At 57.6% G+C, this 26,870-nt stretch carries 27 protein-coding genes, 1 tRNA gene and 1 pseudogene; 11 read left to right on the top strand and 18 right to left on the bottom strand.

From position 1 onward, the window contains the following. Window positions 1-136 precede the first annotated feature (136 nt). From MHN28_RS12605 to MHN28_RS12595, 3 genes are all read right to left on the bottom strand, one after another. Window positions 137-652 (bottom strand): hypothetical protein, encoded by a 516-nt coding sequence (locus tag MHN28_RS12605; protein WP_239340112.1) that lies wholly within the window; start codon window positions 650-652, stop codon window positions 137-139. 78 nt (window positions 653-730) lie between these two features. Next, window positions 731-1,840, bottom strand: coding sequence for a tyrosine-type recombinase/integrase (locus tag MHN28_RS12600; protein ID WP_239340109.1), 1,110 nt, complete (start codon window positions 1,838-1,840; stop codon window positions 731-733). 352 nt (window positions 1,841-2,192) lie between these two features. Then, a tRNA-Arg gene (locus MHN28_RS12595) sits at window positions 2,193-2,269 on the bottom strand. Between the two features lie 114 nt (window positions 2,270-2,383). Here MHN28_RS12595 and MHN28_RS12590 point away from each other — a divergent pair. Together MHN28_RS12590 and MHN28_RS12585 are read left to right on the top strand one after the other, a co-directional pair. Continuing rightward, the gene (locus MHN28_RS12590) at window positions 2,384-3,409 is read left to right on the top strand and encodes a LacI family DNA-binding transcriptional regulator (protein WP_239340097.1); all 1,026 of its coding nucleotides are present in this window, start codon (window positions 2,384-2,386) and stop codon (window positions 3,407-3,409) included. A 4-nt stretch (window positions 3,410-3,413) separates the two neighbouring features. After that, a complete protein-coding gene (locus tag MHN28_RS12585) occupies window positions 3,414-4,628 on the top strand; it encodes a winged helix-turn-helix domain-containing protein (RefSeq protein ID WP_239340094.1) in 1,215 nt (404 codons plus the stop codon). Between the two features lie 7 nt (window positions 4,629-4,635). Here the strand turns inward: MHN28_RS12585 and MHN28_RS12580 are convergent, their stop codons facing one another. Further along, entirely contained in the window at window positions 4,636-5,328 is a 693-nt protein-coding gene (locus MHN28_RS12580; protein ID WP_239340084.1) for a fumarylacetoacetate hydrolase family protein, read from the bottom strand. Window positions 5,329-5,838: 510 nt separating this feature from the next. Then, on the bottom strand, window positions 5,839-6,273 hold the full coding sequence (gene hpaR / locus MHN28_RS12575; protein WP_239340081.1) for a homoprotocatechuate degradation operon regulator HpaR: 435 nt from the start codon (window positions 6,271-6,273) through the stop codon (window positions 5,839-5,841). Between the two features lie 236 nt (window positions 6,274-6,509). Here hpaR and MHN28_RS12570 point away from each other — a divergent pair, with 236 nt between their 5' ends. Together MHN28_RS12570 and MHN28_RS12565 are read left to right on the top strand one after the other, a co-directional pair. After that, complete coding sequence (locus MHN28_RS12570) at window positions 6,510-7,922, top strand: pyridoxal-dependent decarboxylase (protein WP_239340078.1); 1,413 nt, start codon at window positions 6,510-6,512, stop codon at window positions 7,920-7,922. A gap of 14 nt (window positions 7,923-7,936) precedes the next feature. After that, window positions 7,937-8,707 (top strand): HpcH/HpaI aldolase/citrate lyase family protein, encoded by a 771-nt coding sequence (locus MHN28_RS12565; RefSeq protein WP_239340074.1) that lies wholly within the window; start codon window positions 7,937-7,939, stop codon window positions 8,705-8,707. A gap of 4 nt (window positions 8,708-8,711) precedes the next feature. On the opposite strand, the gene MHN28_RS12560 is transcribed toward MHN28_RS12565, so the two are convergent. After that, window positions 8,712-9,854, bottom strand: coding sequence for a DUF3095 domain-containing protein (locus tag MHN28_RS12560; RefSeq protein ID WP_239340072.1), 1,143 nt, complete (start codon window positions 9,852-9,854; stop codon window positions 8,712-8,714). 139 nt (window positions 9,855-9,993) lie between these two features. Between MHN28_RS12560 and MHN28_RS12555 the strand changes: the two genes are divergently transcribed. From MHN28_RS12555 to MHN28_RS12545, 3 genes are all read left to right on the top strand, one after another. Next, a complete protein-coding gene (locus MHN28_RS12555; protein WP_239340062.1) occupies window positions 9,994-11,166 on the top strand; it encodes an MFS transporter in 1,173 nt (390 codons plus the stop codon). 33 nt (window positions 11,167-11,199) lie between these two features. Continuing rightward, window positions 11,200-12,237 (top strand): glycosyltransferase family 4 protein, encoded by a 1,038-nt coding sequence (locus tag MHN28_RS12550; protein ID WP_239340060.1) that lies wholly within the window; start codon window positions 11,200-11,202, stop codon window positions 12,235-12,237. A gap of 110 nt (window positions 12,238-12,347) precedes the next feature. Further along, the gene (locus MHN28_RS12545) at window positions 12,348-13,370 is read left to right on the top strand and encodes an aspartate-semialdehyde dehydrogenase (protein WP_239340058.1); all 1,023 of its coding nucleotides are present in this window, start codon (window positions 12,348-12,350) and stop codon (window positions 13,368-13,370) included. Window positions 13,371-13,648: 278 nt separating this feature from the next. On the opposite strand, the gene MHN28_RS12540 is transcribed toward MHN28_RS12545, so the two are convergent. Next, window positions 13,649-14,230 (bottom strand): hypothetical protein, encoded by a 582-nt coding sequence (locus MHN28_RS12540; protein WP_239340045.1) that lies wholly within the window; start codon window positions 14,228-14,230, stop codon window positions 13,649-13,651. A gap of 269 nt (window positions 14,231-14,499) precedes the next feature. On the opposite strand from MHN28_RS12540, the pseudogene MHN28_RS12535 reads away from it, so the two are divergent. Further along, window positions 14,500-14,757, top strand: a pseudogene (locus tag MHN28_RS12535) (Asd/ArgC dimerization domain-containing protein); the annotation flags it as partial. A 204-nt stretch (window positions 14,758-14,961) separates the two neighbouring features. Here MHN28_RS12535 and MHN28_RS12530 read toward each other — a convergent pair. The 4 genes from MHN28_RS12530 to MHN28_RS12515 all read right to left on the bottom strand — a co-directional run bounded on the left by MHN28_RS12530 (window position 14,962) and on the right by MHN28_RS12515 (window position 17,107). Beyond that, window positions 14,962-15,159, bottom strand: coding sequence for a hypothetical protein (locus MHN28_RS12530; protein WP_239340043.1), 198 nt, complete (start codon window positions 15,157-15,159; stop codon window positions 14,962-14,964). 224 nt (window positions 15,160-15,383) lie between these two features. Then, on the bottom strand, window positions 15,384-15,704 hold the full coding sequence (locus MHN28_RS12525; protein ID WP_239340030.1) for a hypothetical protein: 321 nt from the start codon (window positions 15,702-15,704) through the stop codon (window positions 15,384-15,386). 112 nt (window positions 15,705-15,816) lie between these two features. Beyond that, on the bottom strand, window positions 15,817-16,353 hold the full coding sequence (locus tag MHN28_RS12520; protein WP_239340027.1) for an SRPBCC family protein: 537 nt from the start codon (window positions 16,351-16,353) through the stop codon (window positions 15,817-15,819). Window positions 16,354-16,456: 103 nt separating this feature from the next. Continuing rightward, window positions 16,457-17,107 (bottom strand): carbonic anhydrase, encoded by a 651-nt coding sequence (locus MHN28_RS12515; protein ID WP_239340024.1) that lies wholly within the window; start codon window positions 17,105-17,107, stop codon window positions 16,457-16,459. Between the two features lie 150 nt (window positions 17,108-17,257). Between MHN28_RS12515 and MHN28_RS12510 the strand changes: the two genes are divergently transcribed. From MHN28_RS12510 to MHN28_RS12500, 3 genes are all read left to right on the top strand, one after another. After that, window positions 17,258-17,641 (top strand): hypothetical protein, encoded by a 384-nt coding sequence (locus MHN28_RS12510; protein WP_370645709.1) that lies wholly within the window; start codon window positions 17,258-17,260, stop codon window positions 17,639-17,641. Window positions 17,642-17,704: 63 nt separating this feature from the next. Next, window positions 17,705-19,087, top strand: a complete 1,383-nt coding sequence (locus MHN28_RS12505) for a M17 family metallopeptidase (protein ID WP_239340019.1) — start codon at window positions 17,705-17,707, stop codon at window positions 19,085-19,087. Next, entirely contained in the window at window positions 19,084-19,821 is a 738-nt protein-coding gene (locus MHN28_RS12500; RefSeq protein ID WP_239340009.1) for a C40 family peptidase, read from the top strand. Before MHN28_RS12505 ends, MHN28_RS12500 begins: the two co-directional genes overlap by 4 nt. Here the strand turns inward: MHN28_RS12500 and MHN28_RS12495 are convergent. The 7 genes from MHN28_RS12495 to MHN28_RS12465 all read right to left on the bottom strand — a co-directional run bounded on the left by MHN28_RS12495 (window position 19,818) and on the right by MHN28_RS12465 (window position 26,867). Further along, complete coding sequence (locus tag MHN28_RS12495) at window positions 19,818-20,168, bottom strand: DUF2794 domain-containing protein (RefSeq protein ID WP_239340005.1); 351 nt, start codon at window positions 20,166-20,168, stop codon at window positions 19,818-19,820. The two genes, MHN28_RS12500 and MHN28_RS12495, sit on opposite strands and share 4 nt — an antisense overlap. Before the next feature lie 76 nt (window positions 20,169-20,244). Continuing rightward, window positions 20,245-21,909 carry an iron ABC transporter permease gene (locus tag MHN28_RS12490; RefSeq protein WP_239339994.1) on the bottom strand — a complete coding sequence of 555 codons (1,665 nt, stop codon included), beginning with the start codon at window positions 21,907-21,909 and terminating at the stop codon, window positions 20,245-20,247. A 120-nt stretch (window positions 21,910-22,029) separates the two neighbouring features. After that, window positions 22,030-23,247, bottom strand: a complete 1,218-nt coding sequence (locus MHN28_RS12485; protein WP_239340352.1) for a phenylacetate--CoA ligase family protein — start codon at window positions 23,245-23,247, stop codon at window positions 22,030-22,032. A 19-nt stretch (window positions 23,248-23,266) separates the two neighbouring features. Continuing rightward, the gene (locus MHN28_RS12480) at window positions 23,267-24,100 is read right to left on the bottom strand and encodes an ABC transporter ATP-binding protein (RefSeq protein ID WP_239339991.1); all 834 of its coding nucleotides are present in this window, start codon (window positions 24,098-24,100) and stop codon (window positions 23,267-23,269) included. Between the two features lie 70 nt (window positions 24,101-24,170). Beyond that, a complete protein-coding gene (locus MHN28_RS12475) occupies window positions 24,171-25,454 on the bottom strand; it encodes an ABC transporter substrate-binding protein (protein ID WP_239339988.1) in 1,284 nt (427 codons plus the stop codon). Between the two features lie 75 nt (window positions 25,455-25,529). Further along, window positions 25,530-26,606, bottom strand: coding sequence for a branched-chain amino acid ABC transporter permease (locus tag MHN28_RS12470; RefSeq protein WP_239339967.1), 1,077 nt, complete (start codon window positions 26,604-26,606; stop codon window positions 25,530-25,532). A 3-nt stretch (window positions 26,607-26,609) separates the two neighbouring features. After that, the gene (locus MHN28_RS12465) at window positions 26,610-26,867 is read right to left on the bottom strand and encodes a hypothetical protein (protein ID WP_239339965.1); all 258 of its coding nucleotides are present in this window, start codon (window positions 26,865-26,867) and stop codon (window positions 26,610-26,612) included. Between the last annotated feature and the right edge of the window lie 3 nt (window positions 26,868-26,870).

Below are 26,870 nucleotides of genomic sequence, written 5' to 3'. Positions count from 1 at the left end.
GCTGGTCCTGAGGTGGCCCCACCGGGGGGTATGCGCAGCACTACTTTTTATCTCTGGCACTCAGATTTTTTTGCCAAAATACCCCGGGGCATGTCGCAGCGACCAACGCAAATTGTCACCCACGGTTGACATTCGATCAACCTTCCAATGACACTCGAACCTCTTCCAATGTATGAAGAAGCCCCTCGAAAAAGCCCTTTGCGGTAACGTCTATCAACCCTTCTGGTTCGGCGACGTCGCCTTCGTTGAAAAAGGCTTCCCCCGGCAGCTTTATTGAAAACGGGAGGTTAGAGGACTTGCACAACTCCTCGTAACTGCCACCTTGTCCATGCTTCAGTACGTTGATTGCCAAGTAGTAGTGCCAGATGTCATTTGAGAGGTCGGTCTCTCCTAGGTCATTTAGATGCGTTTTGAGCTTCTTGAAAAACGAACCTTGGGGGAAATGGGACTGCAGCCGCGCCTCGAACAGAGAAAAGATACCAACTGCGGCGATCTCAATTTGAGCAGTGGCCAGCCGGAGACCATTCACGAAGACAGTCCGTCCTCCTTGCTCATCAATTAGATTGTGAAGCTCAGTCACTGTATTTTCTACCCGCCGCGCCGTAGTCTCTCCTGCAGAAAGAAGTAGTGGCACCCCATCAATTGCGCCCATCGAATATCTCCCATAACCTTCTTTGAAACTGTGCTTGGCATACTTGGAATGGTTTTGAGTACCGCAGTGAAGTGACGCTTACAGCGCCTTAAGGTACCCATCAGTCTGCATCCTATCGACGATCTTACGTTGCACCTGCCGCAACTCATCACGCCCTAGCCCGTGGTTGTATATCTCGCTGGCCCTGCGCTCATCCTTAGACCAGCCACCAAGCTGCACAGCGTCCCTGTCGTCAACGCCCGCCCTATGTGCGATGGTCCGCCACGTGTGCCTGAACGAATGAAAGTCCAGCATCACGTTGCCTTCGGGTCGGCCCAGAACATCATCCCGAAGCCGACTATATGACTGGCTGGCTTGCTTGCTGTTGCCCGTCCGTTTGTCCAAACTGAACGCCCCCAGAAGTCGCCCCTTATCGCCTTCACTATCCTCAGCCGCCTCACGTAGCATAGCCACCATCTCTTGAAGCTCTGCAGGTATCGGCGTCCATCGCTTCGCATTTTCGCTTTTGCCAACGATGATCTTTAGCCCAGCGCCATCGGCGTCTACATCCTGAACAGTGACTCGCACTAGTTCTGAGATACGTGTACCCAAAATTAGCCCCAACCGCATCAGAGCGCCCATAGGTGTGCCCTGTGGCCGCGCCTCAAACAAAGCGCTGGTCTGCTCCGGTTTATACATCACCCTTTCTTTTTTCGGCGTAGCAGCCACCCGAGTGACACCTCTGGGCAGCGTGAAGGGTTCCACTGAAGTGTGGCTTGTGGCCTTTGTCTCGACCGTCCATGACCAGAACATGCGCAGTTGTGTCATGAGCTTCTGAATGGTCGCCCCTGCCAGTGGTTGCTTTGTCCGCTCAGACACGATGCCCCCTAGGTATTCCCTGAATGCCACCGCCTCAACGTCCGCGAGATCGTCTACATGCAGGTTGGATATGTCACTGCCTAGGTTGTCGACCAGATAGCGTATCGCTGTCCTGAAGTCGTTGACTGTAGAGCCCTTCAGAGGGGTGTACCCAGCGGCGTTCCCCGGCGCACGTGCCTCAATAAATTTCTCCACCATCTCAGCCAAAGGTTTGGACTTGGCCATACCTCTTGCACCAAATGCCGCCCGCACCTCTTTGGGCGATCTTTCAACTTCATCATAGAACACATCACGGGCCAGCATTGCTGCCTCTGGGTCAGGGTCTGCCATAGCCTCTGCCCATCGGTCTGCCGCTGCGTCCCCATAGCGCTGTCGTTGTAGTTCCAGCTTTCGTATCTTGGAAATCTCAATATCCCTGAGTTTCCGTGCTGTCGCTAAGTGTCGGCAGCCCCCAAGGTTGCGTATGATGGTGCGACCGAAAGGTTCGCCTGTCTCTGGGTTCTCAGTCCCGATAAGATTTTTCGGCGTCGACATGCGTACCCGCCAAGCCGTGCCGGGTCCACGTGGTTGCTCAAGGTTCCTCGTGTCGCTCATTCTTCGGGGTCTCCGTGGTGTAAATATGTGGTACGACTGGTACCACCACGGAAAGTCAAACGTCAATAAAATAAGGGGAAAACGGCGCTGGCGACCCCGGCAGGATTCGAACCTGCAACCTGCCCCTTAGGAGGGGGCTGCTCTATCCAGTTGAGCCACGGGGCCGCGCAACGCCCTCTGTACCTTGGTTTTTCGGGGTTGTCATGACCTTTGCACAATGGTTGTAAAACTTCCTCTGTTCACGCTACCATCGGGCAAAACAACATCGCAGGTGCCCCAGTGACAACAGATACCAAACGCCCGCTTACCCTTCGTGATGTCTCGGAAGCGTCCGGAGTGTCGGAAATGACGGTCAGCCGGGTTCTGCGAAACAGGGGTGACGTCTCGGACGCCACACGGACGCGCGTTCTGGCCGCCGCGAAAGAGTTGGGGTATGTGCCCAACAAGATCGCAGGCGCGTTGGCTTCCAGCCGGGTGAATCTGGTGGCGGTGATCATCCCTTCGCTGTCGAACATGGTGTTCCCTGAGGTGCTGACAGGTATCAACCAGGTGCTTGAAGACACTGAATTGCAGCCGGTCGTAGGCGTCACCGACTATATGCCGGAAAAAGAGGAAAAGGTGCTGTACGAGATGCTCTCGTGGCGGCCATCCGGTGTGATCATCGCGGGGCTGGAACACACAGAGGCGGCGCGGGCGATGCTGGATTCTGCGGGTATTCCGGTGGTCGAAGTCATGGATACAGACGGCAAGCCTGTGGATGCCATGGTTGGGATCTCTCATCGCCGCGCTGGGCGTGAGATGGCGCAGGCGATCCTGAAAGCCGGCTATCAACATATCGGTTTCATGGGCACCAAGATGCCGCTGGACCACCGTGCGCGAAAAAGGTTCGAAGGCTTTACCGAAGTTCTGGGAAAACACGGAGTCGAGATAGAGGATCGCGAGTTCTATTCCGGCGGGTCGGCTCTGGCCAAAGGGCGCGAGATGACCCAAGCCATGCTGGAGCGTTCCCCGGATTTGGATTTCCTGTATTACTCCAACGACATGATTGGCGCTGGCGGGCTGTTATACCTGCTGGATCAGGGGATCGACGTGCCGGGGCAGATCGGTCTGGCGGGTTTCAACAATGTCGAGCTTCTGCAGGGTCTGCCACGCAAACTGGCCACAATGGACGCCTGCCGGTTGGAGATTGGCCGGAAAGCAGCTGAAATCATCGCGGCGCAATTGGCCGATCCCACAGCCGAAGTCGACGCGCGTATAACCCTGACTCCCAAGATCAGCTATGGCGACACGCTGAAGCGGCGCTAATTTAATGGCGCTTCAACGGCTGGACAACCGGACGGCCCGCGCGCTGTTCATGGATCGCCATGCCTTGGCTGAGCCGCCGTCTGGCGGCGCAAAAGGGTCGGACCTGCTGGATTTGATCCATCGGCTTGGCTTTGTGCAGTTGGACAGTATCAACACCGTCGCGCGCGCGCATGACATGATCCTGTATTCGCGGCGGCCATCCTATCGCGCGGGCAATCTCAAACGCCTGTACGAACGCGACAGGGCTTTGTTTGAGCATTGGACCCATGACGCAGCCGTCATTCCCATGGAGTTTTATCCCCATTGGCACCTGCGCTTTCAGCGCGATGCGGATTTGCTGAAATCCCGGTGGAAGAACTGGCGCCGGGACGGGTTTGAACAACAGTTTGCAACGGTCCTGCAGCACATCCGCGACCATGGACCCGTGTCCTCATCCGATGTTGGCAAGGATGAGAAAAAGGGCTCGGGCGGCTGGTGGGACTGGCACCCTTCGAAAACCGCGCTGGAGTTCCTCTGGCGCTCGGGCGCGCTGACAGTTGTCGGGCGGCAGGGGTTTCAAAAACGCTATGACCTTACAGAGCGGGTAATCGAAACACATCTGTGCCCTGGGAATGCGCCCTGCGACGCCGAGGAAACAGTGAACTGGCTGTGCAATGCAGCGTTGGATCGGTTGGGGTTTGCCACTTCGGGGGAATTGGCCGCGTTCTGGGATACTGTTTCTGTTGCCGAGGCTAAATCCTGGTGCGAAAAGGGTCTAACAAAGGGTGTGTTGGAGGAAGTCGAGATTAATTGTGCGGACGGAAAGCTGCGCAAAGTGATCGCTCGCCCGCCTCTTACCGAAGTTGCAAATACAGTGCCACGCCCGTCTGGCCGCATCCGTGTCCTCAGTCCGTTTGATCCCATGCTGCGGGACCGCAACCGCGCCGAGCGGCTGTTCGGGTTCCACTATCGGATTGAGGTGTTCGTTCCAGCGGCAAAGCGGACTTACGGATATTACGTGTTCCCGCTGCTAGAAGGTGACCGAATGATCGGTCGCATAGACATGAAGGCACAACGGGATCGCGGCGTGCTTCAGATCAACGCGTTATGGCCGGAACGATCCGTGCGCTGGTCCGATGCACGGACCAGCAGGTTGCAATCAGAACTCGGTCGCGTCTGCCGATTTACCGGCCTCGACAGCGTGGAATTCGCTGCAGATTGGCTGAAAGACCCTAAATAGAGTCTTTTTACCGCGCCAAAGTCAGGCTGATTGGCTGTAACCCATCAATTCCGCCTTCCAAAACGTCGCCTGCCTGGACGGGGCCGACGCCTGCCGGGGTGCCGGTCAGGATCAGGTCGCCGGGTCGCAGGTGGTAGAAACCAGACAAATGGCAAATGATCTCGTCAATCTTCCAGATCATCTCTTCCAGCGTCGCGTCTTGCCGGGTCTCGCCGTTCACGCTCAGGTGAATTCGTTTGTCGTCGTCCGGGGTCCAATCTGCGGCGCGGGTCAAGGGCGCGAATACGGTGCCATTTTCCAGATCCTTGCCCAAATCCCAAGGACGCTGCTTGTTCCGCTCGCGGATTTGCAGATCGCGGCGCGTCATATCCAGGGCACATCCATAGGCGTAAACGGCACTCAGCGCCTCGGAACTGCCTGCACGAAATACCGATTTGCCGATCGCGACCGCCAACTCCATCTCATAGTGAAAATTGTCTGTGCCCGGTGGATAAGGCACTGTCGCACCGGACAAAACCGCGTTCGGAGCTGATTTCGTAAAGTAAAAGGGCGCTTCCCGGTCGATTTCATTGCCCATTTCCGCCGCATGGGCCGCATAATTGCGTCCGACACAGAAAATTCGACCTACGGAATATGTTGACGAAACACCCTCTACCGGAATTGCGACCGGTTCGGGTAAGTAAAACAGATTGTCCGGCATCCAAGCCCCCTAACTGCAACAGGCAGGTCGTTTCTAAGTCGGCATGACCGCTTGGACAAGCCGCGTGGGATTCCACCCTTTATCACCATTTCGGGAAAGGGCAGTTTTTGCCGCGTGTTCACAATTGGTTTTTTCGCCTTGGCAAGCACCCAACGCGAACTATGTGACCAAACTAAGAAAGTCATGCGAATCCGGAGACATATAGCCGGAGACCTAACGTTGACCTAAAGACGCCCGCCGCAGCTGAAGCCATTCACCCGCTGTTGGGTGCAACTGTATCAGAGAACGACGGCCAAAGATCATCACCCCCCAACACGGTCTTTGCGTCCGGATGTCCGCCTAATTTCAGGTCGGCTGTTTCTCTGAAACGTGAGCTGGATGGGAAAGGGCAACCTGGAACATCTGGCCGCGGGGCCAGACAGAAAGTCCAGTCAAAGTCTGGCCACCCCGTCGGAGGATACCCCCTATCTCTCCGGCGGGGGCTGTGCCCGCATCCTGCAGCGCACGCGATCAGGTCTTCAGATCATGCAGATCATTCAGCAGATCCAACAGGGCTTCGTGCCGGTCGGGTCCCAACTTGGCCTTGATGTCTTCGGCCAGGTGCAGCGTCACCTGCATGTTGTCCTGTATAATCTTTTCGCCTTTGGCCGTGATATCGACAATCTGGCGACGCTTGTCATCGGAATGAGCTCGGCGACGGATCAAACTCTTGGCTTCCAGTTTTTGCAGGATTCGCGTCAGACTGGGCAGCAATAGGCACGCACGATCCGCGATACGCGTTGGCTCCTGCGGGCCTTCTTCTTTCAGAACGCGCAAAACACGCCATTGTTGTTCCGTTACACCCGCATCAGCCAGCATATTCCGAATGGGCCCCATGACCCTTTCGCGCGCCCGCAGCAATGCAATCGGCAATGAGCGAGACGTTTTAGGTAAGTCGCTGGTCATACGGAATCTTTGCCGAATTTGGACGTTACTGCAACTGACCAGTCAAATTCGTGCATTTTTACCTGAAATTCGTTTATTAGAGACTAAGTGAATGGCGCTAACCAGCGTCAAGTCAGCGCCAGATTTAGTAAACATAGCAATTAATATTGACCTTTGGCGCTGAATGACCATGACTGGCACTGTAAAGAAACTCAATCCGGGGAGGCCTCGGGTTTGATGGAAATCTGAGGTTAAGCATGAAGTGGGATGAGTTTTCGGACTGGGGCAAAAGGGTTTCCGAGTGGACACAGGATTATCACCTGACGGTCGGTGACAAACCCGTACGCGCCCGGACCGAACCGGGGGATATTCTCAACGCGCTGCCCGAACATCCGCCTGAGCAGGCGCAGCCGATGGAGGATGTCTTCCGCGATTTCGAGGACATCGTGATGCCTGGGATCACCCATTGGCAGCATCCCCGGTTCTTTGCGTACTTCAACTCGAACGCCTCGGCCCCATCGGTGTTGGCGGAATTCCTGGCCAGCGCCATCGCGCCCCAATGCATGTTGTGGCAGACCTCGCCCGCCGCGACCGAGATGGAAACGCGGATGATGGACTGGCTGCGTCAGGCGCTGGACCTGCCCGATGGTTTTGCAGGTGTCATACAAGATTCCGCCTCCTCCGCGACACTGGCAGCCGTTTTGACGATGCGAGAGAAAGCGTTGAAATGGCAGGGAAATCAACAAGGGCTGTTCGGGCGGAAACCGCTGCGTGTCTATTGTTCGGCCGAAGTGCATACATCTATCGATCGCGCCATCTGGGTTGCCGGGATCGGGCAGGACAATCTGGTGCGTATTCCGATCAAAGGGGATTGGCGCGGGATGGACCCCGAAGCTCTGGAAGCGGCAATTCAGTCCGATTTAGACTCTGGTTTGCATCCGGCTGGCGTCATTCTCTGTGTCGGCGGTACGGGGACAGGGGCGACCGATCCGGTCGATGACTGCCTGAAGATCGCGCAGAAATATGGTCTCTATTCCCATGTGGACGCAGCCTGGGCAGGTTCGGCCATGATCTGCCCCGAGTATCGCCACTATTGGCCGGGGGTGGATCAGGCCGACAGCATCGTCTTCAACCCACACAAATGGCTGGGCGTTCAGTTCGACTGCTGCGCGCATTTCCTGAAAGACCCCGATGACCTGGTCCAAACGCTGGCCATCAGCCCGGAATACCTGAAGACGCACGGTAAGGATGGGATCATCAACTACTCGGAATGGTCTGTGCCATTGGGTCGCCGGTTCCGGGCGCTGAAACTGTGGTTCGTAATGCGCACCTATGGGCTGGAAGGGTTGCGCGAACGGCTGCGCAACCACGTCAATTGGTCTGTAGCCCTTCACAACCGGTTGGCAACTGAACCGAATTTTGAAATCGTGACCCAACCGATGTGGTCGCTGTGGACATTCCGGTATGCTCCATCGGGTCATGCTGATCTGAACGATCTGAACCTGCGGCTGGTGAATGCTATCAACGATGATGGCCGCATTTATCTGACGCAAACCCGCGTCGATGGTGATCTGGTTATCCGGTTCCAGGCCGGCCAGTTCGAGACGACCGAAGACGATGTTAAAATGGCCTTTGACGTCATCACCGAAATCGCCCGCTCGCTGACATAGACAGGAGGTTCCACATGCCTGCCCCGACAAATCGCTTCAAACAAGCCCTCAGGAACGGGGACAGGCAAATCGGCTGCTGGATGAGCTTTGCCGAAGCTGTAACGGCCGAGATCATGGGCACCGCCGGCTTCGACTGGCTGGTAATTGACGGTGAACATGCGCCGAACGACATCCGCTCGGTCCGCAACCAGTTGATGGCGCTGTCGGCCAGCGCCTCGCACCCGGTGGTGCGGGTGCCGGTGGGCGATACCGCCCTGATCAAAATGGTACTCGATGCCGGCGCGCAAACGATTTTGGTGCCGATGGTCGAAAGCGCTGAACAGACGCGGGAACTGGTACAGGCGTGCCGGTATCCGCCGCAAGGCGTTCGCGGTGTTGGGGCTGGTGCCGCCCGAGCGACAATGTACGGATCGATCACCGAGTATATCCAATCCGCCGACGATCAAATCTGTCTGCTGGTTCAGGTGGAAAATCGCGCCGGGATGGCAGCGCTGGATGATATTCTGAAAGTCGACGGCATTGATGGGGTCTTTATCGGTCCGGCCGACTTGTCCACCGACATGGGGTATCACGGCAACAGCGCTGCGCCTGAAGTGCGCGCCGCCATTGCCGATGCCATGACGCGGATCAGCGCTGCGGGCAAAGCGCCCGGTATTCTGGGCACCAACACTGAAGCGAGCCAAGCCTATCTGGACATGGGCGCGCAGTTTCTGGCGGTCGGAATTGACGTCATGTTACTGGCGCAAGCGTCGCGAGCCTTGGCGGCAGAATGGAAGGCGAAGTGAGGCGTTACGCCTGCATGGCGGCGGCAGCCTGCGCATAACCGCCCGAGGCTCCGTCCACGAAGTGGACATGGTCGTCACGCGTGGCCGAAGGGACAAAGCAGGTCATCATCGCTTCGTCCTGCGCGTGCAGCCCATAGCGGATTTTTCCCCGACCCCGGGCCTGTTCCAGCATCGTCTGGATCTGCGCAAATGTTGCCGGGTCGCAATCCAGCGTCATTTTCAGCCCATCGTCGAATTTTCGGAAATCGGCATTGCGGCTGACCATGCGCTTGTAGTGTTCGGGTTCGAAATTGCCCAATCGTTTGCCTGATTTGAACAGCAGCGCGATCAACAAGTTCTGCCCCAGCAACTTGACCCGCTGCACAAGCAGGTTACGCCCGGCCCGCGATACGCGGGCGTCCAGACCGACATCGGGAGGAGGCCAATTGATCGGCGGCCCGTTTTCCGGAACCGGATGTCCCGAACGTTCCAAGCCTTCCGAAGCCGACAGAACAGATCGGGCGAGATCGGCAAAATCGCTCTCGGTCGCCCATGCCGTTGGCTGCACGACGACCGACACGATCTGGCCGTTGCGCGCCTTGCTGTTGGACCAGCGGCAGGACAGACCGGTCAGGTTCGGTTGCGCGCCGGGCTCGGCAGCTGGGACGGTGAATTCGCCAGCCTTCATCTGCGCCTCGGCCCAAGCGAGACCGCCACCTGAGAACATGGCGTAGTCCACACCGTCGGACGGCGCGTAGCGCGCGACCCGCAGGTCCTTGCCTGCCATACGGATACTTGAAACCGGCACTATCGCCCCGCGCAATGATATCGAAAACTCTTCTTCCGCCCACCGCCTGACATCGGCCAGAACAGTACGCGCAGTGTCAATCTCGCTGGCAGGGACAGCAAATCCGGCACCGTCACCGCCGAAAACATAAGGAAACTCTTTGCCCCGAAGCGCATTGATCATGGCCGAGATCACGGCTGCGCCAACCATGTTCACCGTCTTGTACCGACCCTTTGCGATTTCGGCGGTGGAGTCGACGATATCCGCGATGCCCAGCGCCCAATCGCTGGGCACTGCCGAAAATCGTTCAGGTTCCACCAGGCGGTTGAAATCCCGCAACAGGGGAAGACTTTCATAGAACGCGGCCTGGGCGTCTTTCATTGGAACCTCGGATGTTCGGTAGGGACAAGAATAGCCCGAATGTGATCGCTGTCCGGTGAAAACAGTATAGCACACGCGCTTGTGTGTGGCACCGTGACGTGCCAAGCATTTCTGCGCAGGTTCGGGGAAGAGGCTTTTCATGAAGGCAGGTCTGGTGGTGTTGTGTCTGGGCTATGTACTCAGCCAGTTTTTTCGCGCCTTTCTCGCGGTGCTTAGCGTCGATCTGGGACGGGACATTGGTGCCACCCCCGAGGATCTGGCCTTTGCCTCCGGCCTCTGGTTCCTGGTCTTTGCCGCTATGCAGTTGCCCGTGGGCTGGGCACTGGATCAGGTCGGGCCGCGCCTGACGGCCGCGATCCTGCTTTTGGTTGGTGGCGCAGGCGGTGCGGCGTTGTTCGCGCTGGCCAGCACGCCGTTTCACATTGCGATCGCCATGGGGCTGATCGGCATCGGGTGCTCTCCGGTCCTGATGGCGTCTTACTACATCTTTGCACGGGAATACCCGCCAGCGCGCTTTGCGACATTGGCTGCGGTGATGTTGGGTGTTGGGTCCGTCGGCAATCTGGTGGCCTCTTACCCGACTGCATTGGCGGTGGAACTGATGGGCTGGCGCGCAACGATGTGGGTGCTGGCCCTGTTTTCCGGCGCTATCGCACTGGGCATATTGTTTACCGTGCACGACCCCAAACGTGTCGAGACCGAGCATCGTGGCTCGGTGTTGGATCTGCTGAAAGAACCTGCTCTGTGGGCCATCCTGCCGCTGATGCTGGTCGCTTACGCGCCCTCGGCGGCCACGCGGGGCCTTTGGGCCGGACCATACCTGAGCGATATCTTCAGCCTCAGCACCACTCAGATTGGAACCGCAACCCTGATCATGGGCGCGGCGATGATTGCGGGCACCTTTTCCTATGGTCCACTGGATCGGATCCTGGGCACCCGAAAATGGGTAATCTTCGGCGGCAACGCGCTGGGTGCGGCAGGCTTGGTCCTGATGTGTCTTTGGATCGACAACGCGGTCTGGTTGTCCGTGGTGCTGATGGCTGCGATCGGGTTTCTGGGCGCGAGCTTTCCGGTCATCATGGCCCATGGCCGCGCCTTCGTACCGCCACATCTGGTCGGGCGCGGTATGACCCTGCTGAATCTCTTTGGCATCGGCGGCGCAGGTTTGGCCCAATTTGTCACCGGCCGGATACACGCGGCCACGGTGGACATCAGCCCAACCGCGCCCTACACAGCGATATTCGGCTTTTTCGCGGTCGCGCTTGTTATCGGCTGCGTGATCTATCTGTTTAGCCGCGACAGCATAGACTGATCCCGCCTCGGATCATCGGGTATGGAGAGCTCAATGCAGGATATCGAAGTTCTGGCGCCGAACCTGAAACATAGTCTTTCGGGAGTGACCACAACTGTTATCCGACTGCTGCCCATCCAGGCAAAGATGATCAACATCCGCGCCACGGGGCCAGGGCTGCCGGACGATATTCCGCATATTCCCCTTTTGAAGACTCTGTTTTTGCCCAATCGTGCGCCCATTGTCTGGCATGCTCGTCGCAACACAGAGATGCTGATGGGTCTGTTCCTGAAGTCCGTGTTACGGCGCAACTATAAAATGCTGTTCACGTCGGCCGCACAGCGTGACCATTCGGGATTTACCAAAAAGTTGATTTCGAAAATGGATGCGTTGATTGCCACGACACCACAGGCGGCCTCATTCCTGCAACACCCGTCGAAGGTGATCATGCATGGCGTTGATACGCAGATCTTCCACCCGGCAAAGGATAAAGAAGTCCTGCGTGCCAAGCTGGGATTGCCCACGGGGACGTTGATTGGATGTTTCGGTCGCATTCGGCCCCAAAAAGGGGTTGATCTGCTGGTTGATGCGGCGATTAAGGTGCTGCCATCCTTTCCTGATGCAAAAATTGTCTTTACCGGCAACGCCACAAAAGAGTTCGAAGCTTTCCAGCGCGAACAGGAAGCCAGTCTGAAACAGGCCGGACTGGCCGACCGCGTCCGGTTTCTGGGCGAACGCCCGTGGGAGGAAATCGTCGAAACCTATCGCGCACTGGATTTGTTCGTCGCCCCGGCCCGCCACGAAGGGTTCGGCCTGACACCGCTCGAGGCGATGGCATCGGGCGTTCCGGCCATTGCCTGCCACGGTGTCGGTGCTTTTAGCGCACAGATTCTAGACGGCGTAACCGGTCGTTTGGTGGAAAAAGACAACGCTGATGCGCTGGCCGAGGCCTTGCAGGACATGCTGAGCGACCCGGATAAGATGGCCGCCGCCGGACCCGCCGCACGCCAGCATATCGAACAGAATTTTCGAATCGAAGGCGAGGCAGAAGAGATCGTCAAGGTGTATCGATCCCTGTTAGCGCAAGACTGAGGCCGGAAACGCCTCAAATCGCCGTCATCCTCGGAATAATAGCGCGATTCCTCTTTTTTCTTTGCTGCAACGCGGCTATGAACGCGCGTCCTTAACTTTGGAGACATGAAATGGGCTATCGCGTCGTAGTCGTCGGCGCCACGGGTAACGTGGGCCGCGAAATGCTGAACATCCTGGCGGAACGCCAGTTCCCTGTCGATGAACTTGCCGCCCTGGCAAGCCGTCGTTCGCTGGGAACTGAGGTGACTTTTGGCGACAAGACCCTCACGACCAAAGACCTGGACACATTCGATTTCACTGGTTGGGACATGGCACTGTTTGCCGTGGGTTCCGAGGCCACCAAGGTTTACGCCCCCAAGGCGGCCGCGGCTGGCTGCGTGGTGATCGATAACTCGTCGCTCTATCGCTATGACCCGGACATTCCGCTGATCGTGCCGGAATGTAACCCGCAGGCGATTCACGACTACAAGAACAAGAACATCATCGCCAACCCCAACTGCTCGACCGCGCAGATGGTTGTCGCGCTGAAGCCGCTGCATGACCGCGCCAAGATCAAGCGCGTCGTCGTGTCGACCTATCAGTCGGTTTCGGGTGCTGGCAAAGAGGGGATGGATGAGCTGTGGGATCAGACCAAGGCTATCTACAACCCTACCACCGAAGTTGAACCTAAGAAGTTCCAGAAACAGATCGCCTTCAACGTGATTCCGCAGATCGACGTCTTCATGGAAGACGGCTCGACCAAGGAAGAGTGGAAGATGGTTGTCGAGACCAAAAAGATCGTCGACCCGTCGATCAAGGTCACCGCCACCTGCGTCCGCGTTCCCGTGTTTGTTGGCCACTCTGAGGCCGTGAACATCGAGTTCGAAGAGTTCCTGGACGAAGACGAAGCCCGCGACATCCTGCGCGAAGCACCGGGCATCATGGTGATCGACAAGCGCGAAGCCGGTGGCTACGTCTCGCCGGTCGAATGCGCGGGCGACTTCGCCACGTTCATCAGCCGCATCCGCCAAGACTCGACCGTTGAAAACGGGATCAACCTGTGGTGCGTCTCGGACAATCTGCGCAAAGGTGCAGCGCTGAATGCAGTGCAGATCGCCGAACTGCTGGGCCGTGAAGTTCTGAAAAAAGGGTGATTACAGGGGGCGGACCCCGGGAAAGCACTTGAGAGCTCAATGAGAAATTCGCCTCGCCAATCTTTTGGCGAGGCTATTTTGAGACCCCGCCAGACGGTCTTAGTGATCAAGGCCATGTGACGGCGGAGCCGCAGCATAATCGGCTGATCAATTGCCACATTCGCGGAAAAACTTCCGCCCCGCCCAAAGGCAGCGTCTTTATTGTACGCAAACGAGTCAAAAACGCCGCCCTGGAAGGCGGCGTTCTTCTTACCATCTGACTGATACCAAAGAGGTCCTTAGACTGCTACGGCGCGAGGTGCCAGAAAATTGCCCGGCCAAAACCGCCGCGCGGTGCCCGTCCTGCGGCGCAGGCCGAAAAGAACACCAAAGCCTGCAATCATCAGAAAAACTGAAGGTGGCAGAGGTACCGGCGCGATGATCTTATCCGCGGTTACCGTAGCGGACGTTGTGATCGAATTACCCGCCAGCAGCGCGATTCCGCCTTGGAAATCCACCGTGTACATAGACCCGTCTGCAAGCGTGGTTGTGGCCGGAACGCTATCCCAAAAGAGACTTCCTCCGGCGATATAGCCGTTGATCAGCAGCGCACCACCAGACCCACCACTCGTAGTGCTTCCTCCGGCCGGTTGAGTGAAAGCCAGGGTCGCTACGATATCGTATGTTGTGCCGCCGTAACCGCTTCCCTCAAATTGTAGGAAATCGAATGTGCTCGAATCGCCTTCGCCAAGCGAGAATGCTCCGCCCAGCCCCGGCGCAAGCGACGCACTGATACCACAAGACGTAAAGCTGCACGCCAGGCCTGAGCCGGTCTGCGTGAGGCTGACATTCGAATTTGCCAGATCAATATCAAAGTCCATGGTTATAGCGCTGGCGCTACCCGATGAAAAAAAAGTCAGCACGCCTGCGGCAAGAGCTGATAACAGTGTCGATCTCATCAATAATACCCCCAATTTACTCGGCATCAATCACAGTAATAATTGCAATATTTATCACATATTGGTCCTAAAAACAAACTTCTAAAGAGTACCACAGGTAATTCACACTTCAGACCTTTGATTGCCAACTCTCCAACTGCCGTTCAATGCAGTGCATTTGACGGTTTTGACTGGGCAATTCGACCTTGTTCGACGAAGACGAAGCCAGCGACATCCTGCGCGAAGCACCGGGTATCATGGTGATCGACAAACGCGAAGCCGGTGACTATGTCTCACCGGTCTAATGCGCGGGTGATTTTGCCACTTTCATCAGCCGTATCCGTCAGGATTCGACGGTTGAGAATGGCATCAACCTGTGGTGCGTCTCGGACAACCTGCGCAAAGGTGCTGCGCTGAACGCGGTCCCGATTGCCGAACTGCGGGGCCGTGAAGTTCTGAAGAGGCGTTAATGCCCAGAGAAATCACTAAAAAAGACCCGGCCGCGCCATCGGCGGGTTTTTTTGTGCCTGCATGTTGCGGAACTCAACCCAACTGAGTGTTTTCGGATTTGAATAAAACCTCACCACGGATGCATCCTTAGTTTTGACAAAATACTTTGAAGTAATGCCTGTGTTTTAACAGGATTTTTCAAAGTGTTAGAGTCCATGAAGTTCTTAACAAAAGATCATGCCAAGGACGTTCTGAAACGGTTCGCCGAACGCTTGGCAATTGTAACTCTGTTCTTGGTTCTTGTCCTTCTCATCAAGGGTCTTGTTTTGGACGTTGAGTATCAAAAAGTTGATGTCATCAGCGTTATCCAGGTGCCCGGAGGAGATATGAGCAAACGCCTGGTCGTTGTCGATCTGGGGCACAGACATTTTCCAATACGAACCTCGGACCGGCTTTTGATTGTCCAAGCAGGTTCGGTCGCGTGTGTTTCAAGGCGGCATGTGTTGTTGCGCAGATGGGCGCGATACAATCTCGAGCTTCCCGGTTTTTGCCGAAATGTGCTGGCGGCTGGCTCTCGATCCAATTGATGAACTATAACGTCCGGGCCGAGGGGCTGAAACGTGCTCAGCCCCGTGAAACCTGAAGGTTACGTCCTTTTTTCCCAACCGCGTTTTGCACCTGCCAGAATGGCGGGTCCGGCCTCGGCTGTCGGAACAATTTCCATAATGTCATTGTGAAAAAGCGGCCAGAATTGCGCGCAGATGCCGATGACTTCGGCCTTGGAATCCGCCTCTAGCAGAACGTAGCCTTCCGTGTTGCTGATCCAACCAGTGAATTTGACCGGGCCTTCCCCGTCGACAAGCTCGCTTGCGTCTCCGACCATATCGGTCCAGGCTGCGATCTCGCCTTCGCGGTCTTTGGGCCACGCGGCGGCCGAACAGGTGAAGTGATTGATATAGTGAGGCATAACAAATTCTCCTGATTTGAAATAACCTGCGACAGAATTGGTCGCTCTACAGGCCAATCTCATCAGGGTACTGCCACCGACGATTCTTAACAAATGCCGCGCCCGCGATTGATCATCCCTGCCCTTCAACCAGGGCCTTTAAGTTGGTCAAACCGCGCTCATAATCTCCGCCGACCCAGTTATCCATCATCAGACCCATCCAACGCGACATGGGGTTCATTCCCAGATCGGATTCAAATCCCCAGGTCACCTGAGTCTGATCACCCTCGGGCCTCAGATCGAAGGACGCCTGGGCGGTTCCCATCGGACCGAAATCAAGCGCCGTTTTGACGGTCTGGTCGGGAACGCTTTCGACGATTTCCTGCGATCCGGTACCAACTTGCGGGTGCTCCGAAGTCCAGTTCAAGGTATTGCCGACACCCGCTTCGGGTCCGCTGTAAGACAGTTGGGTTTCCGGGTCGCGCGACAGCCAGGGCGACCACTTTTCGGTTTCCTGCATCGAATTCACATACGGAAAGATCGCGCTGGCCGGTGCGTCAATCGTGATGCTACGCGACACTTCGGCCTTGCCGGGCAACAGATAGGACACGCCGATCAGAACCAGAATGAGGATAAGCAGAGTAACGAGAATACGTTTAACAATTCGCATAGTGCGCTCCTGATCCGAAAAGATATACCCTAACCATAACAAAAAATGACGCGAAATCAGGGACCTGACCCGCGCCACAAAAAACTCTCAGATATCGGGTCGTCTAGACAACCACGAATTTCTTTTCCTGTGGGTCATAGCACTGCAGCCCGCCTTCACCGATATCGGTCCACAATCCGTGCAGGCTGAGCGAGCCATCCTCAACCGCCGAAGATACGAAGGGGAATGTCATCAGGTTTTCCAGCGAGGCCACAACCGCCTGTCGTTCGAACTGCCGCGCCTGTTCGACACTGTCTTCAACATCGGCAACCAGATCGTATTTCGGTTTCAGGATGTCCATCCAGCGGCCAACAAAGCTTTCCTTTGCTTCAAGCTGTGGCGCTTTGCCCTTGCACATGTCGATGCAGCCCTGAACGCCACCGCACTGTGAATGACCCAGCACGATCAGATGCGCAACTTTCAACGCAGTGACCGCGTATTCGATAGCCGCGCTGGTGCCGTGGTGATCACCATCGGGCGCATACGGTGGCACGAGGTTTGCAATATTGCGATGAATGAAAAACTCGCCCTGATCGGCACCGAAGATCGATGTCACGTGAACCCGGCTGTCACAACAGGAAATCACCATCGCACGCGGGCGCTGTCCTTCGGTGGCCAGGCGGCGATACCAGACCTGGTTTTCCGAATAGGTGGTGGCTTTCCAGCCGTGGTACCGCTTGACCAGATAGGTCGGCAGAGGTTTGGCTAATTCCATTCTCGTATCCCTGTTCTTGTGTCTGTCGGCTGCTGTAAACTGAATTCGCGAAAAATTCGACCCATTTTCAAACACCGACGCAAGGTTTTGCAAAGGATTATACCACCAAAGTCCAGCTATGCCGTGGGGGCGTAAAGAATTGGGGTAAATGTGGTGGATAACATAATCACGCTTGAACACAAAGAAACCGTGCGACTGGATTCGGACCGGCTGAGCGGGTTGCATCACCAGTTGGGCGACAAGAATGCTCTGGACGTATTGTGTCGTACCGTCGAGGAACTGGCCGTGCGGCTGTCGAACTGTGAACGGTACTGGCGGCAACGTGACTGGGCTGGCTTGCGCAAATGCGCGCGTTCGCTGGTGGCCATAGCCGAACAGATCGGCATGACCGCGCTGGCCCGCGTCGCTGGTGATGTGGCGCAAAACGTTGACGCAGGGGATGCCGTTGCAACCGGTGCCACCCTGTCGCGGCTGATCCGTGTCGGTGAGAAATCGCTAACCGTAATCTGGGATCAGCAGGATCTTTCCGTGTGACAGGGCTTGCGGACGGACCGTGGGTGGCTAGGCTGGTCGCAAATTGAACCAGCCGAGATATTCATGACTCTGTCCTTTGCTTCCCCGTCCAAACCGTCCGTTCCGCTGCATGTCATTTCGCAACCCGATCTCGACGATTGGATGAAAGATCAATCGGAACGCGTCTCGTCATGGGTCGAAGCCAGCGGGTTTACCGGGGCCATGGGGCAAGCGCTGTTGATCCCGAAATCGGATGGCACGCCCGAGATGGCTTTGGCCGGCTATGGCAAAAGCAGCGGGCGCGCGCGCAAACGGTTCCCGTTGGCCGCCGCCGCCGAGGCATTGCCGAAAGGGTCCTATCACATCGCGTCGGGCGTACCCGCAGATGTGCTGAGCACCGAGTGCCTGGGCTGGTTGCTTACGGGGTATGCCTTTGACCGTTATGCCAGGCAATCACCTGCTAAAGCGGGACTGGTCGCGCCAGAAGGCGTTGATGCCACACGGATCGAAGCTCTGGCCACAGCCGAGGCACTGACCCGCGATCTGGTCAACACTCCGGCCTCGGATATGGGGCCGGATCAGCTGCAAGCGGCGGCCGAGGGTTTGGCGCAGGAATTCGGTGCAACGTGCGCCACGGTTACGGGCGACGCCCTGCTGGATCAGAATTTCCCATTGATTCACACGGTTGGTCGCGCCGCCGCGCAAGCTCCGCGTCTGATCGAGATGACCTGGGGCAACGCTGGCCCTAAGCTGACTCTGGTCGGCAAGGGGGTGTGCTTTGACACCGGTGGGTTGAACCTGAAGCCTGGCAACTCGATGGCTTTGATGAAGAAAGACATGGGTGGTTCAGCCAATGTGCTGGGTCTGGCGCGGATGATCATGGCGCTGAAGCTACCGGTGCAATTGCGCGTTCTGATTCCGGCGGTCGAGAATTCTGTGTCTGGCAATGCGTTCCGGCCTGGGGATGTCCTGACCTCACGCAAGGGCCTGACGGTTGAGATCAATAACACCGATGCCGAAGGACGGTTAGTTCTGGCAGATGCTTTGGCACTGGCGGACGAGGGTGAGCCAGACCTGATCATCTCGATGGCGACGCTGACTGGCGCGGCCCGGGTTGCCGTAGGCGCCGATCTGGCACCTTTTTACACCGATATCGACAGCGCGGCCGAGGCGTTGGCACGAGCGGGAAAGAAAGCCGCCGACCCGGTCTGGCGGATGCCCTTCCATGAACCGTATGAGACGATGATAGAGCCCGGCATTGCTGATCTGGACAATGCCCCGGCAGGCGGGTTTGCAGGCTCCATCACCGCAGCCCTGTTCCTGCGCCGGTTTGTGGGCGATACTGCCTATATGCATTTCGACATCTATTCCTGGCAGTCCAGCAAAGCCCCCGGACGCAGCAAAGGCGGACTGGGACAAGGGCCGCGCGCATTGCTGACCGCTCTGCCCGAGATTCTGGGCCTATGACACGCCGGCGCGTCATACCACCGGTTGTGGACCTGCTGCGCAGTCCGAATGGGCCTCGGGACCGGCAACTGTTGTTTGGCGACCCGGTGGGTGTTGCCGAGGAAGCCGATGGATGGAGCCGGGTAACTTCGGACAAGGACGGTTATCCCGGTTGGGTGCGGACCGAACAGCTGGGGCCGGAGGCAACAGAGACCCACTGGGTCACCGCGCCGGCGACCCATGCCTATGAACGGCCGGATATGAAAAGCCCGGACCGAGTATCACTGAGTTTCGGTAGTAGACTGCATGTGCTGTCCGAACAGGATCAATTTCTTGAGACAGAACTGGGGTTCATTCCGGCAATTCACGCCAAACTCAGCGCAACGCGGCTCACCGATCCGGTCACCGTGGCAGAGTTGTTTGTAGGTACGCCCTACCTGTGGGGCGGCAACAGCCGTTTCGGTATCGATTGCTCGGGATTGGTTCAGGCTGGGTTGCTAGCCTGCGATGTTGCCTGCCCCGGTGACAGCGGGGATCAGGAACAAGAACTGGGCGAGGCATTGCCCGCCGGGACGGAACCGAAGCGGGGCGATCTGTTGTTCTGGAAAGGTCACGTGGCGTGGGTCTATGGCGACAACATGTTGCTGCATGCCAATGCCTATCATATGGACGTGACGTTTGAGCCGATGGATCAGGCCATCACGCGAATTCTCGAACAGGGCGACGGGCCTGTGACGGCCCATAAAAGGCTCTAATCAAGGTCAACGGACCGGATCAGCTTGCGTTCCAGGACCCGCAAAACAGTGCGCAGGTCATGGCCGCGCTTCAGGATGCGCCCATCCATACCGATCACCGAGTACATCCCCTGCCTTGATCGCAGGCGCGGGTGCTTTTCGACCCGATAAATCGGGTGCTCTGCCGTGCGTCGAAAAATGGAAAACACCGCCATGTCGCGCAGGTTGGAAATGCCGTAATCGCGCCATTCTCCGGCGGCGACCATCCTGCCATAGACGGACAGGATATGTGACATCTCGCGCCGGTCGAACGCGACTGGCATCTGGGCCGAGTTTGCAGAAAACCGGCTGGGAGGCTGCATGTTCATACCCTCAGCCTTGCCGGAAAACGCGTTTGAATCAAGTCCGGTGGAGACAGGTGTGGTATTTTTGGATCGCTGCGCCCTAGCGTCGCCCGACCTGCCGGCAGATCAGAATCACCGGCAAAAGCCCTACAGCGAGGATGACGAGAGAGGGTACGGCGGCCCCTTCCAATCGCTCATCCGAGGCCAGCCGATATGCCTGCACGGCCAGTGTATCAAAGTTGAACGGCCGCATGATCAGGGTCGCGGGCAGCTCTTTCATCACATCGACAAAAACGATCAGCAGCGCGGTCAGCAACGAAGGCGTCAGGATCGGCAAATGCACGCGGCGCAAAGTTCCCAGTGGTGTCTGGCCCAAAGAACGTGACGCCGCATCCATATTGGCGTGCACCGTGCTCTGCCCGCCTTCATACGCGCTTAGCGCAGCGGCGAGAAAACGCACCATGTAGGCCGCGACCAGCAGCCAAATCGATCCGGTGACCAGCAGGCCAGTTGATACGTCGAACGTCTCGCGCATCCAGGCGTCCAGCGCGTTGTCGAAACTTGCAAAAGGCACCATCAGACCAACGGCGATCACGCCACCGGGGACCGCATAGCCCAATCGCGCCAGATACCCTGTCGTGGATGATGCGCGGCCGGGGCGAAGCCGCTGAAAGAACCCCACGCAGATCGCGGCACAAACTGTAACGACCGCCGCTACCCCGGCCAATGTCAGCGAGTTCTGGATGAACCCAATATACCTCCGTGACAGCAGGTTCTGTTCCGACGTCATACCCATCTGGATCAGGATGAACACCGGCAGCAAAAAGCCCAGCAGCACCGGAATAATGCAAAGCGTAAAGGCCGCCACAGCCTGCCAACCTTTCAGTTGGGCCGACGGCAGAGAGGCATGGCTTTTGCCTGCCTGATAATACTTGGCCCTGCCACGCTGCATTCGTTCAGCGACGGCCATGACCAACGCAAAGCCCAGCAGGCAAAGTGCTAGCTGCGCGGCAGCCGCCCGGTCTCCGATCGAGAACCAGCTGGTGTAGATGCCGGTGGCAAAGGTTTGTACACCGAAATAGGCCACCGTACCGAAATCAGCGATAGTCTCCATGATCGCCAGCAGAACGCCGCCTGCAATCGCCGGGCGCGCCATTGGCAGCGAGACGTGCCAGAACGCCAGCCACGGGCTTTTGCCCAACGCACGGGCGGCCAAAAAGGCGGTGGCGCTTTGCTGCAGAAACGCCGCCCGGGCCAGCAGATAGACATAGGGGTAGAGCACCAGAATCAGCATCACCGCTGCGCCCTCGGTCGAGCGAATCTCGGGGAACCAATAATCTCGCGGTCCCCATCCCGTCACCTGCCGCAGTGTGGTTTGTACGATCCCGGGATGGTCCAGAATGAATGTGTAGGCGTAGGCCAGTACATAGGCCGGGAAAGCCAGAGGCAGGACCAGCGCGATTTCCAGAAACCGCACGCCGGGAAAGCGCGTCATCGTCACCAGCCAGGCCGCACCAACGCCGATGGAAAAAGTCCCTGCGGCCACCAAAACGACCAGTATCACGGTTGTCAGCGCATAGCCGGGTAAAACCGTCTCTAACAGGTGTGAGACCGTATCTGTCCCGCCCGTGACCGCCGCCAAAACGACCGCCACCATCGGCAGCAGACAGGCCGCCGCGACCAGATAGGCAACAATACCCACCAGCCGGGTGCCCAGCGCGCCGCGGTTGCGCGTTCCTTGTTCTGAATAGTCGATTTCGGCCATGGTCCCGGATTGTGACTGGCAAGGGCTTTTGATCAGCCTTTAATCGACCAAAATGCTAAGAAACACCAGTCTGCGAGGGAACAAATCTGCGGCACATACTGCCGCAGATATATTTGACGCTCATTCGTAAACGCGCTGATCCTCGATCACCAGCCCGTCTTTGGGCAGCGATCCCGGTGCCACAACCTCGATCGCGCCTTTCAGTTTCAGCACCTCGACCACGGATTTGGCATAGGCCATATCGTCACCGCCCGCGCTTTCGATCTGAACAGTCATCGTGTCCATCTCACCCTGACGAGCGGCGATGACGCGGGCTTTGACGATTTCCTCGTGCTTGTCGACCAATGCGGCCACCTGTTCAGGGCGCACGAACATGCCTTTGATCTTGGTGGTCTGGTCCGCGCGGCCCATCCAGCCTTTGATGCGGGCATTTGTGCGTCCACAGGGCGATACGCCTGGCATGATCGCAGACAGGTCACCAGTGGCAAAACGGATCAGCGGGTAATCAGGATTCAGAGAGGTCACCACAACCTCACCCACTTCTCCGGGTGCCACCGGTGTTCCGGTGCCCGGAGTGACGATCTCGACGATGACGTGCTCATCAATGATCATCCCCTCCATCGCGGCGCTCTCGTAAGCAATATTGCCCAGATCGGCCGTGGCATAGCATTGCAGGCAGGAAATGCCCCGGTCGGCATAGTCCTGACGCAGAGACGGGAACAACGCCCCGCCGCCCACAACAGCCTTAGAGAAGTTCAAGGACACGCCCATCTCATCGGCCTTGTCCAGAATGACCTTCAGGTAATCTGGCGTGCCTGCATAGGATGTGCAGCCAACGTCGCGCGCAGCGGTCACCTGTAATTCGGTCTGGCCAGTGCCCGCAGGCAGCACAGCAGCCCCAACAGCCCGAGCGCCGTTTTCAAAGATCATACCCGCAGGGGTAAGGTGATAGCCAAAGCAGTTCTGAACGATATCGCCCGGCCCCACGCCCGCGGCGTTCAGGAACCGCCCCATTCGCCACCAGTCGTGATCTGTGCTGCCGGGTTCGTAGATCGGACCTGGGGACTGGAAGACGTGGTGAAAATGCCGCGCCGGTTTGACGGTGAACCCACCAAAGGGCGGGCGCGACGCCTGCGCCTGAGCCAGATCGGATTTCCGCAATACAGGGAGTTTGACCAGATCTTCAACCGACTCAACAGCGCCAGTGTCTGCATCGGCCAGATGGGCAGCAAATCCGGGGGCGGACAGAGCGCGGTCAATCTGAGTGCGCAGCGCCTGCGCCTGATCGGCGGCACGTTCGTCGGCAGATCGGGTTTCGAGTGCGTCGTAATAGGTCATCGCCAGATCCTCCATTCCCTTACAGCCACCTCTTGCGGCGGCGGTAAGATCGCACGTCACGGAAACTTTTGCGGCCCTCGTCGGACATGCCCAGATAGAACTCTTTCACGTCCGGATTCTCGCGCAGATCGGCAGCCGGGCCATCCATAACGACGCGCCCGGATTCCAGAATATAGCCGTAATGTGCAAACCTTAGAGCCACATTTGTGTTCTGTTCGGCCAGCAGGAAGGAAACGCCCTCCTTCTCGTTGAGGTCCTTTACGATGCCGAAAATCTCTTCGACCAACTGCGGCGCCAGACCCATCGAGGGTTCGTCCAGCAAGATCGTCTCGGGCCGCGACATCAGCGCCCGGCCCATCGCAACCATCTGTTGCTCACCCCCCGAAGTATAGCCTGCCTGCGACCGGCGGCGTTCCTTGAGGCGGGGGAAATATGTGTAGACCAGTTCAAGGTCCTGCTGAATGGCCGCCTTGCCATCCTTGCGGGTATAGGCCCCGGTCAGCAGGTTTTCCTCAACGGTCAGATGTTCGAAACAATGGCGACCTTCCATCACCTGAATGACGCCCTTTTCCACCAGATCGGCAGGATCACTTTCATGCACGCTGGTGCCACGATAGGTGATCGACCCTTTGGTGACCTCACCCCGTTCAGAATGCAGCAGGTTGGACACAGCCTTGAGGGTCGTCGTCTTGCCGGCACCGTTGCCACCCAGCAGGGCCGTGATGCCGCCCTTGGGCACGGTCAGGCTGACGCCTTTCAGGACGAGGATCACGTGATTGTAGATCACCTCGATATTGTTGACCTCAAGCAGGGTTTCCGCCTGCACATCAGTGGTTTGAGCCGCATCCAGCATCTGGGCGTGTCCTCGTGCGTGTGTTGGGTTCGGGACGGCAGTCTGCCGCCGCCCCGGAGTTCAAAGCGCCTTAGTTACAGCGCGGTTCGATGTTGTTCTCGGACGCATAGGCTGCCGAGTCTTCGGCGATCAGCGCACCAATCACGTCGGCATCGGTCGGTTTGAAGTCCTGAACCGTGTTCCAGGTTTTGGCCGAGGCATCCCATTGGACAACACCAACCAAACCGGGACCGCCGTGGTTCTCACATGAGACCGTGAACTCGGGCCCAAAGCCTGCCATGCCCAGCGCGTCCATTTTTGCGTTGGTCATTTCAAGCGCTTCCATACCGTCGCGCATCATCGCGGGGGTAATGTCGGCAACGCCGTGGATCTCTTGAGCCGTCTTGATCGCCTCGGAAGCAAGCATCGCGGCATAGAGACCCCGGTTGTACTGGACCGAGCCCAGTTGATCGCCAGCACCGGCGGCTTTACCTGCGTCAACGACATGTTTCTGCAAGTCGCCGTAGACAGGGTAGTCCATACCCAAGCCAGTGAAGGTCAATGCTTTGTACCCGTTGGCTTTTTCTCCCGCTGGTTCGACGTCAAATTCAGCACCGGACCACCAGACACCAATGAAATTTTCCATTGGGAAACGGATATTGGCAGCCTCCTGCACGGCGACCTGATTCATGACGCCCCAACCCCACATGATCACGTAGTCGGGCCTGTCGCGACGAATCTGGAGCCACTGGGATTTCTGTTCCTGGCCCGGGTGGTCGACGGGCAGCAACGCCAGCTCATACCCATGTTTTTCGGCCAGTGTTTCCAGAGTACGGATCGGCTCTTTGCCATAGGCCGAGTTGTGATAGACAAGCGCGATTTTCTTACCGCTGAGGTCCCCGCCATTCTCATCGAGCAGATAGTTGATCGCGCCGGACGCCCCATTCCAGTAGTTCGCCGGGTAGTTGAATACATGGCTGAACACCGTGCCATTTGCAGCCGAGGTTCGGCCATAGCCCAACGTGTGCAACGGGATGTTATCTGCAGTCACTTTGGGGATCAGCTGATAGGTGATACCGGTCGACAGAGGCTGATACACCAGCGCGCCTTCACCCTTGGTCGATTCATAGCATTCAACACCTTTTTCGGTGTTGTATCCGGTTTCGCATTCCACAACGCGGATCGGTTCGCCACCGATGCCGCCGTCGCGTTCATTCAGCAGGGTGAAATAGTCGTTGTACCCGTCCGAGAACGGGATACCGCCTGCGGCATAAGGCCCGGTCCGATAGCTGAGATCCGGGATCACCAAATCCGCCATCGCCGGCCCCGCGGCCATCAGGGCGCCCAGCGCCATGGTTGCCAGTGTCTTGTTCATCGGGTGTCTCCTCCCTTGGTTAGTCCGATGTTGCGTTCGGGCTTGTTCCGCCCGTCTTTTCTTTGGGCCGGCCCGCTAGTGCGGGAACGGCCATAGTCTGAGTTTCTCTTTCGCGACGCGCCACAGCTGCGCCAGCCCGTGCGGTTCCAGGATCAGGAACACGATGATCAGTGCGCCCACGATCACCAGCTGCAGATGCGCCACGATGTCCGTGGGCCAGCCCAGAACGTCGACGCCGACAACTTTCAGAACCACCGGCAGCAAAACAAGGAAAGCCGCACCGGCAAATGATCCGAAAATAGACCCTAACCCGCCAATAATGATCATGAACAGCACCAGGAACGATTTCTGGATGCCAAAGACTTCGCCAACCTCAACCGCGCCCAGATAGACCGCGAAGAACAGTGCGCCCGCGATACCGATAAAGAACGAACTAACGGCAAAAGCGCTCATCTTCGCCTTCAGCGGGTTTACCCCGATGATCTCGGCCGCGATGTCCATGTCACGGATCGCCATCCACGTACGACCCGTGGTGCCGCGCGTCAGGTTGCGCGCGATCAGGGCGCTGACAGCAAGGAAGATCAGGCAGAACAGATAGGTAGCCCAGGCCGGCGCGTTCGGACCGGTGATGATAATGCCGAACACGTCACGTTCCGGCGCGTTGATCTGCCCCGAAGCCGAGTAGTTGTAGAACCACGGCACCCGATTAAAGAGCCACACCAGAAAGAACTGCGCCGCCAGCGTCGCCACCGCCAGATAAAAGCCCTTGATCCGCAGGCTGGGCAGACCAAACAGCACACCCACGATTGCAGTGATGCCCCCTGCCAGAATGACATGGATGAACATGCTGACATCGGGAAAGGCGGTCATCAGCTTGTAGCAGGCATAGGCACCCACGGCCATAAAACCACCGGTCCCCAGGGACACCTGTCCGCAATAACCTACCAGAATGTTCAGCCCGATCGCCGCGATCGCGTAGATCAGGAAAGGCAGCAGCAGGGCATTGGCCCAATAATCGTTGATGATGAACGGGATGATCCCGAACGCCACTGCAAGCACCGCATAATACCGATAGCGGTCGAACTTGATCGGGAAGGTCTGGCTGTCATCCACGTAGGAGGTTTTGAAATCTCCGGCCTCACGATAGAACATGTCTTACTTTTCCCATTCTTCCTGCGCCCGATTACGGGCTGCGGCATCCAGTTGATTGGACCCTTTTGCATATCCGCTCGCCTCCGAGGCGCGCACGAGTTTCAGGTAGGCCAGGATGCCCATGACCAGCCCGGCAAAAGCCAGGATCGCTGCAATCGTCAGCTGGCCTTTGCTCAGATCGTCCGAGGTGAGCGCAATGTACCCAAATGCCCAGAACCCGGCCCACGAGATGACGTTGACGATGGCGATCAGCTTGGTCATCGG

The organism is Ruegeria sp. Ofav3-42 (genome assembly GCF_022347725.1).
Classification (GTDB): Bacteria; Pseudomonadota; Alphaproteobacteria; order Rhodobacterales; family Rhodobacteraceae; genus Ruegeria.
This window is presented reverse-complemented; position numbering and strand designations above follow the sequence as displayed.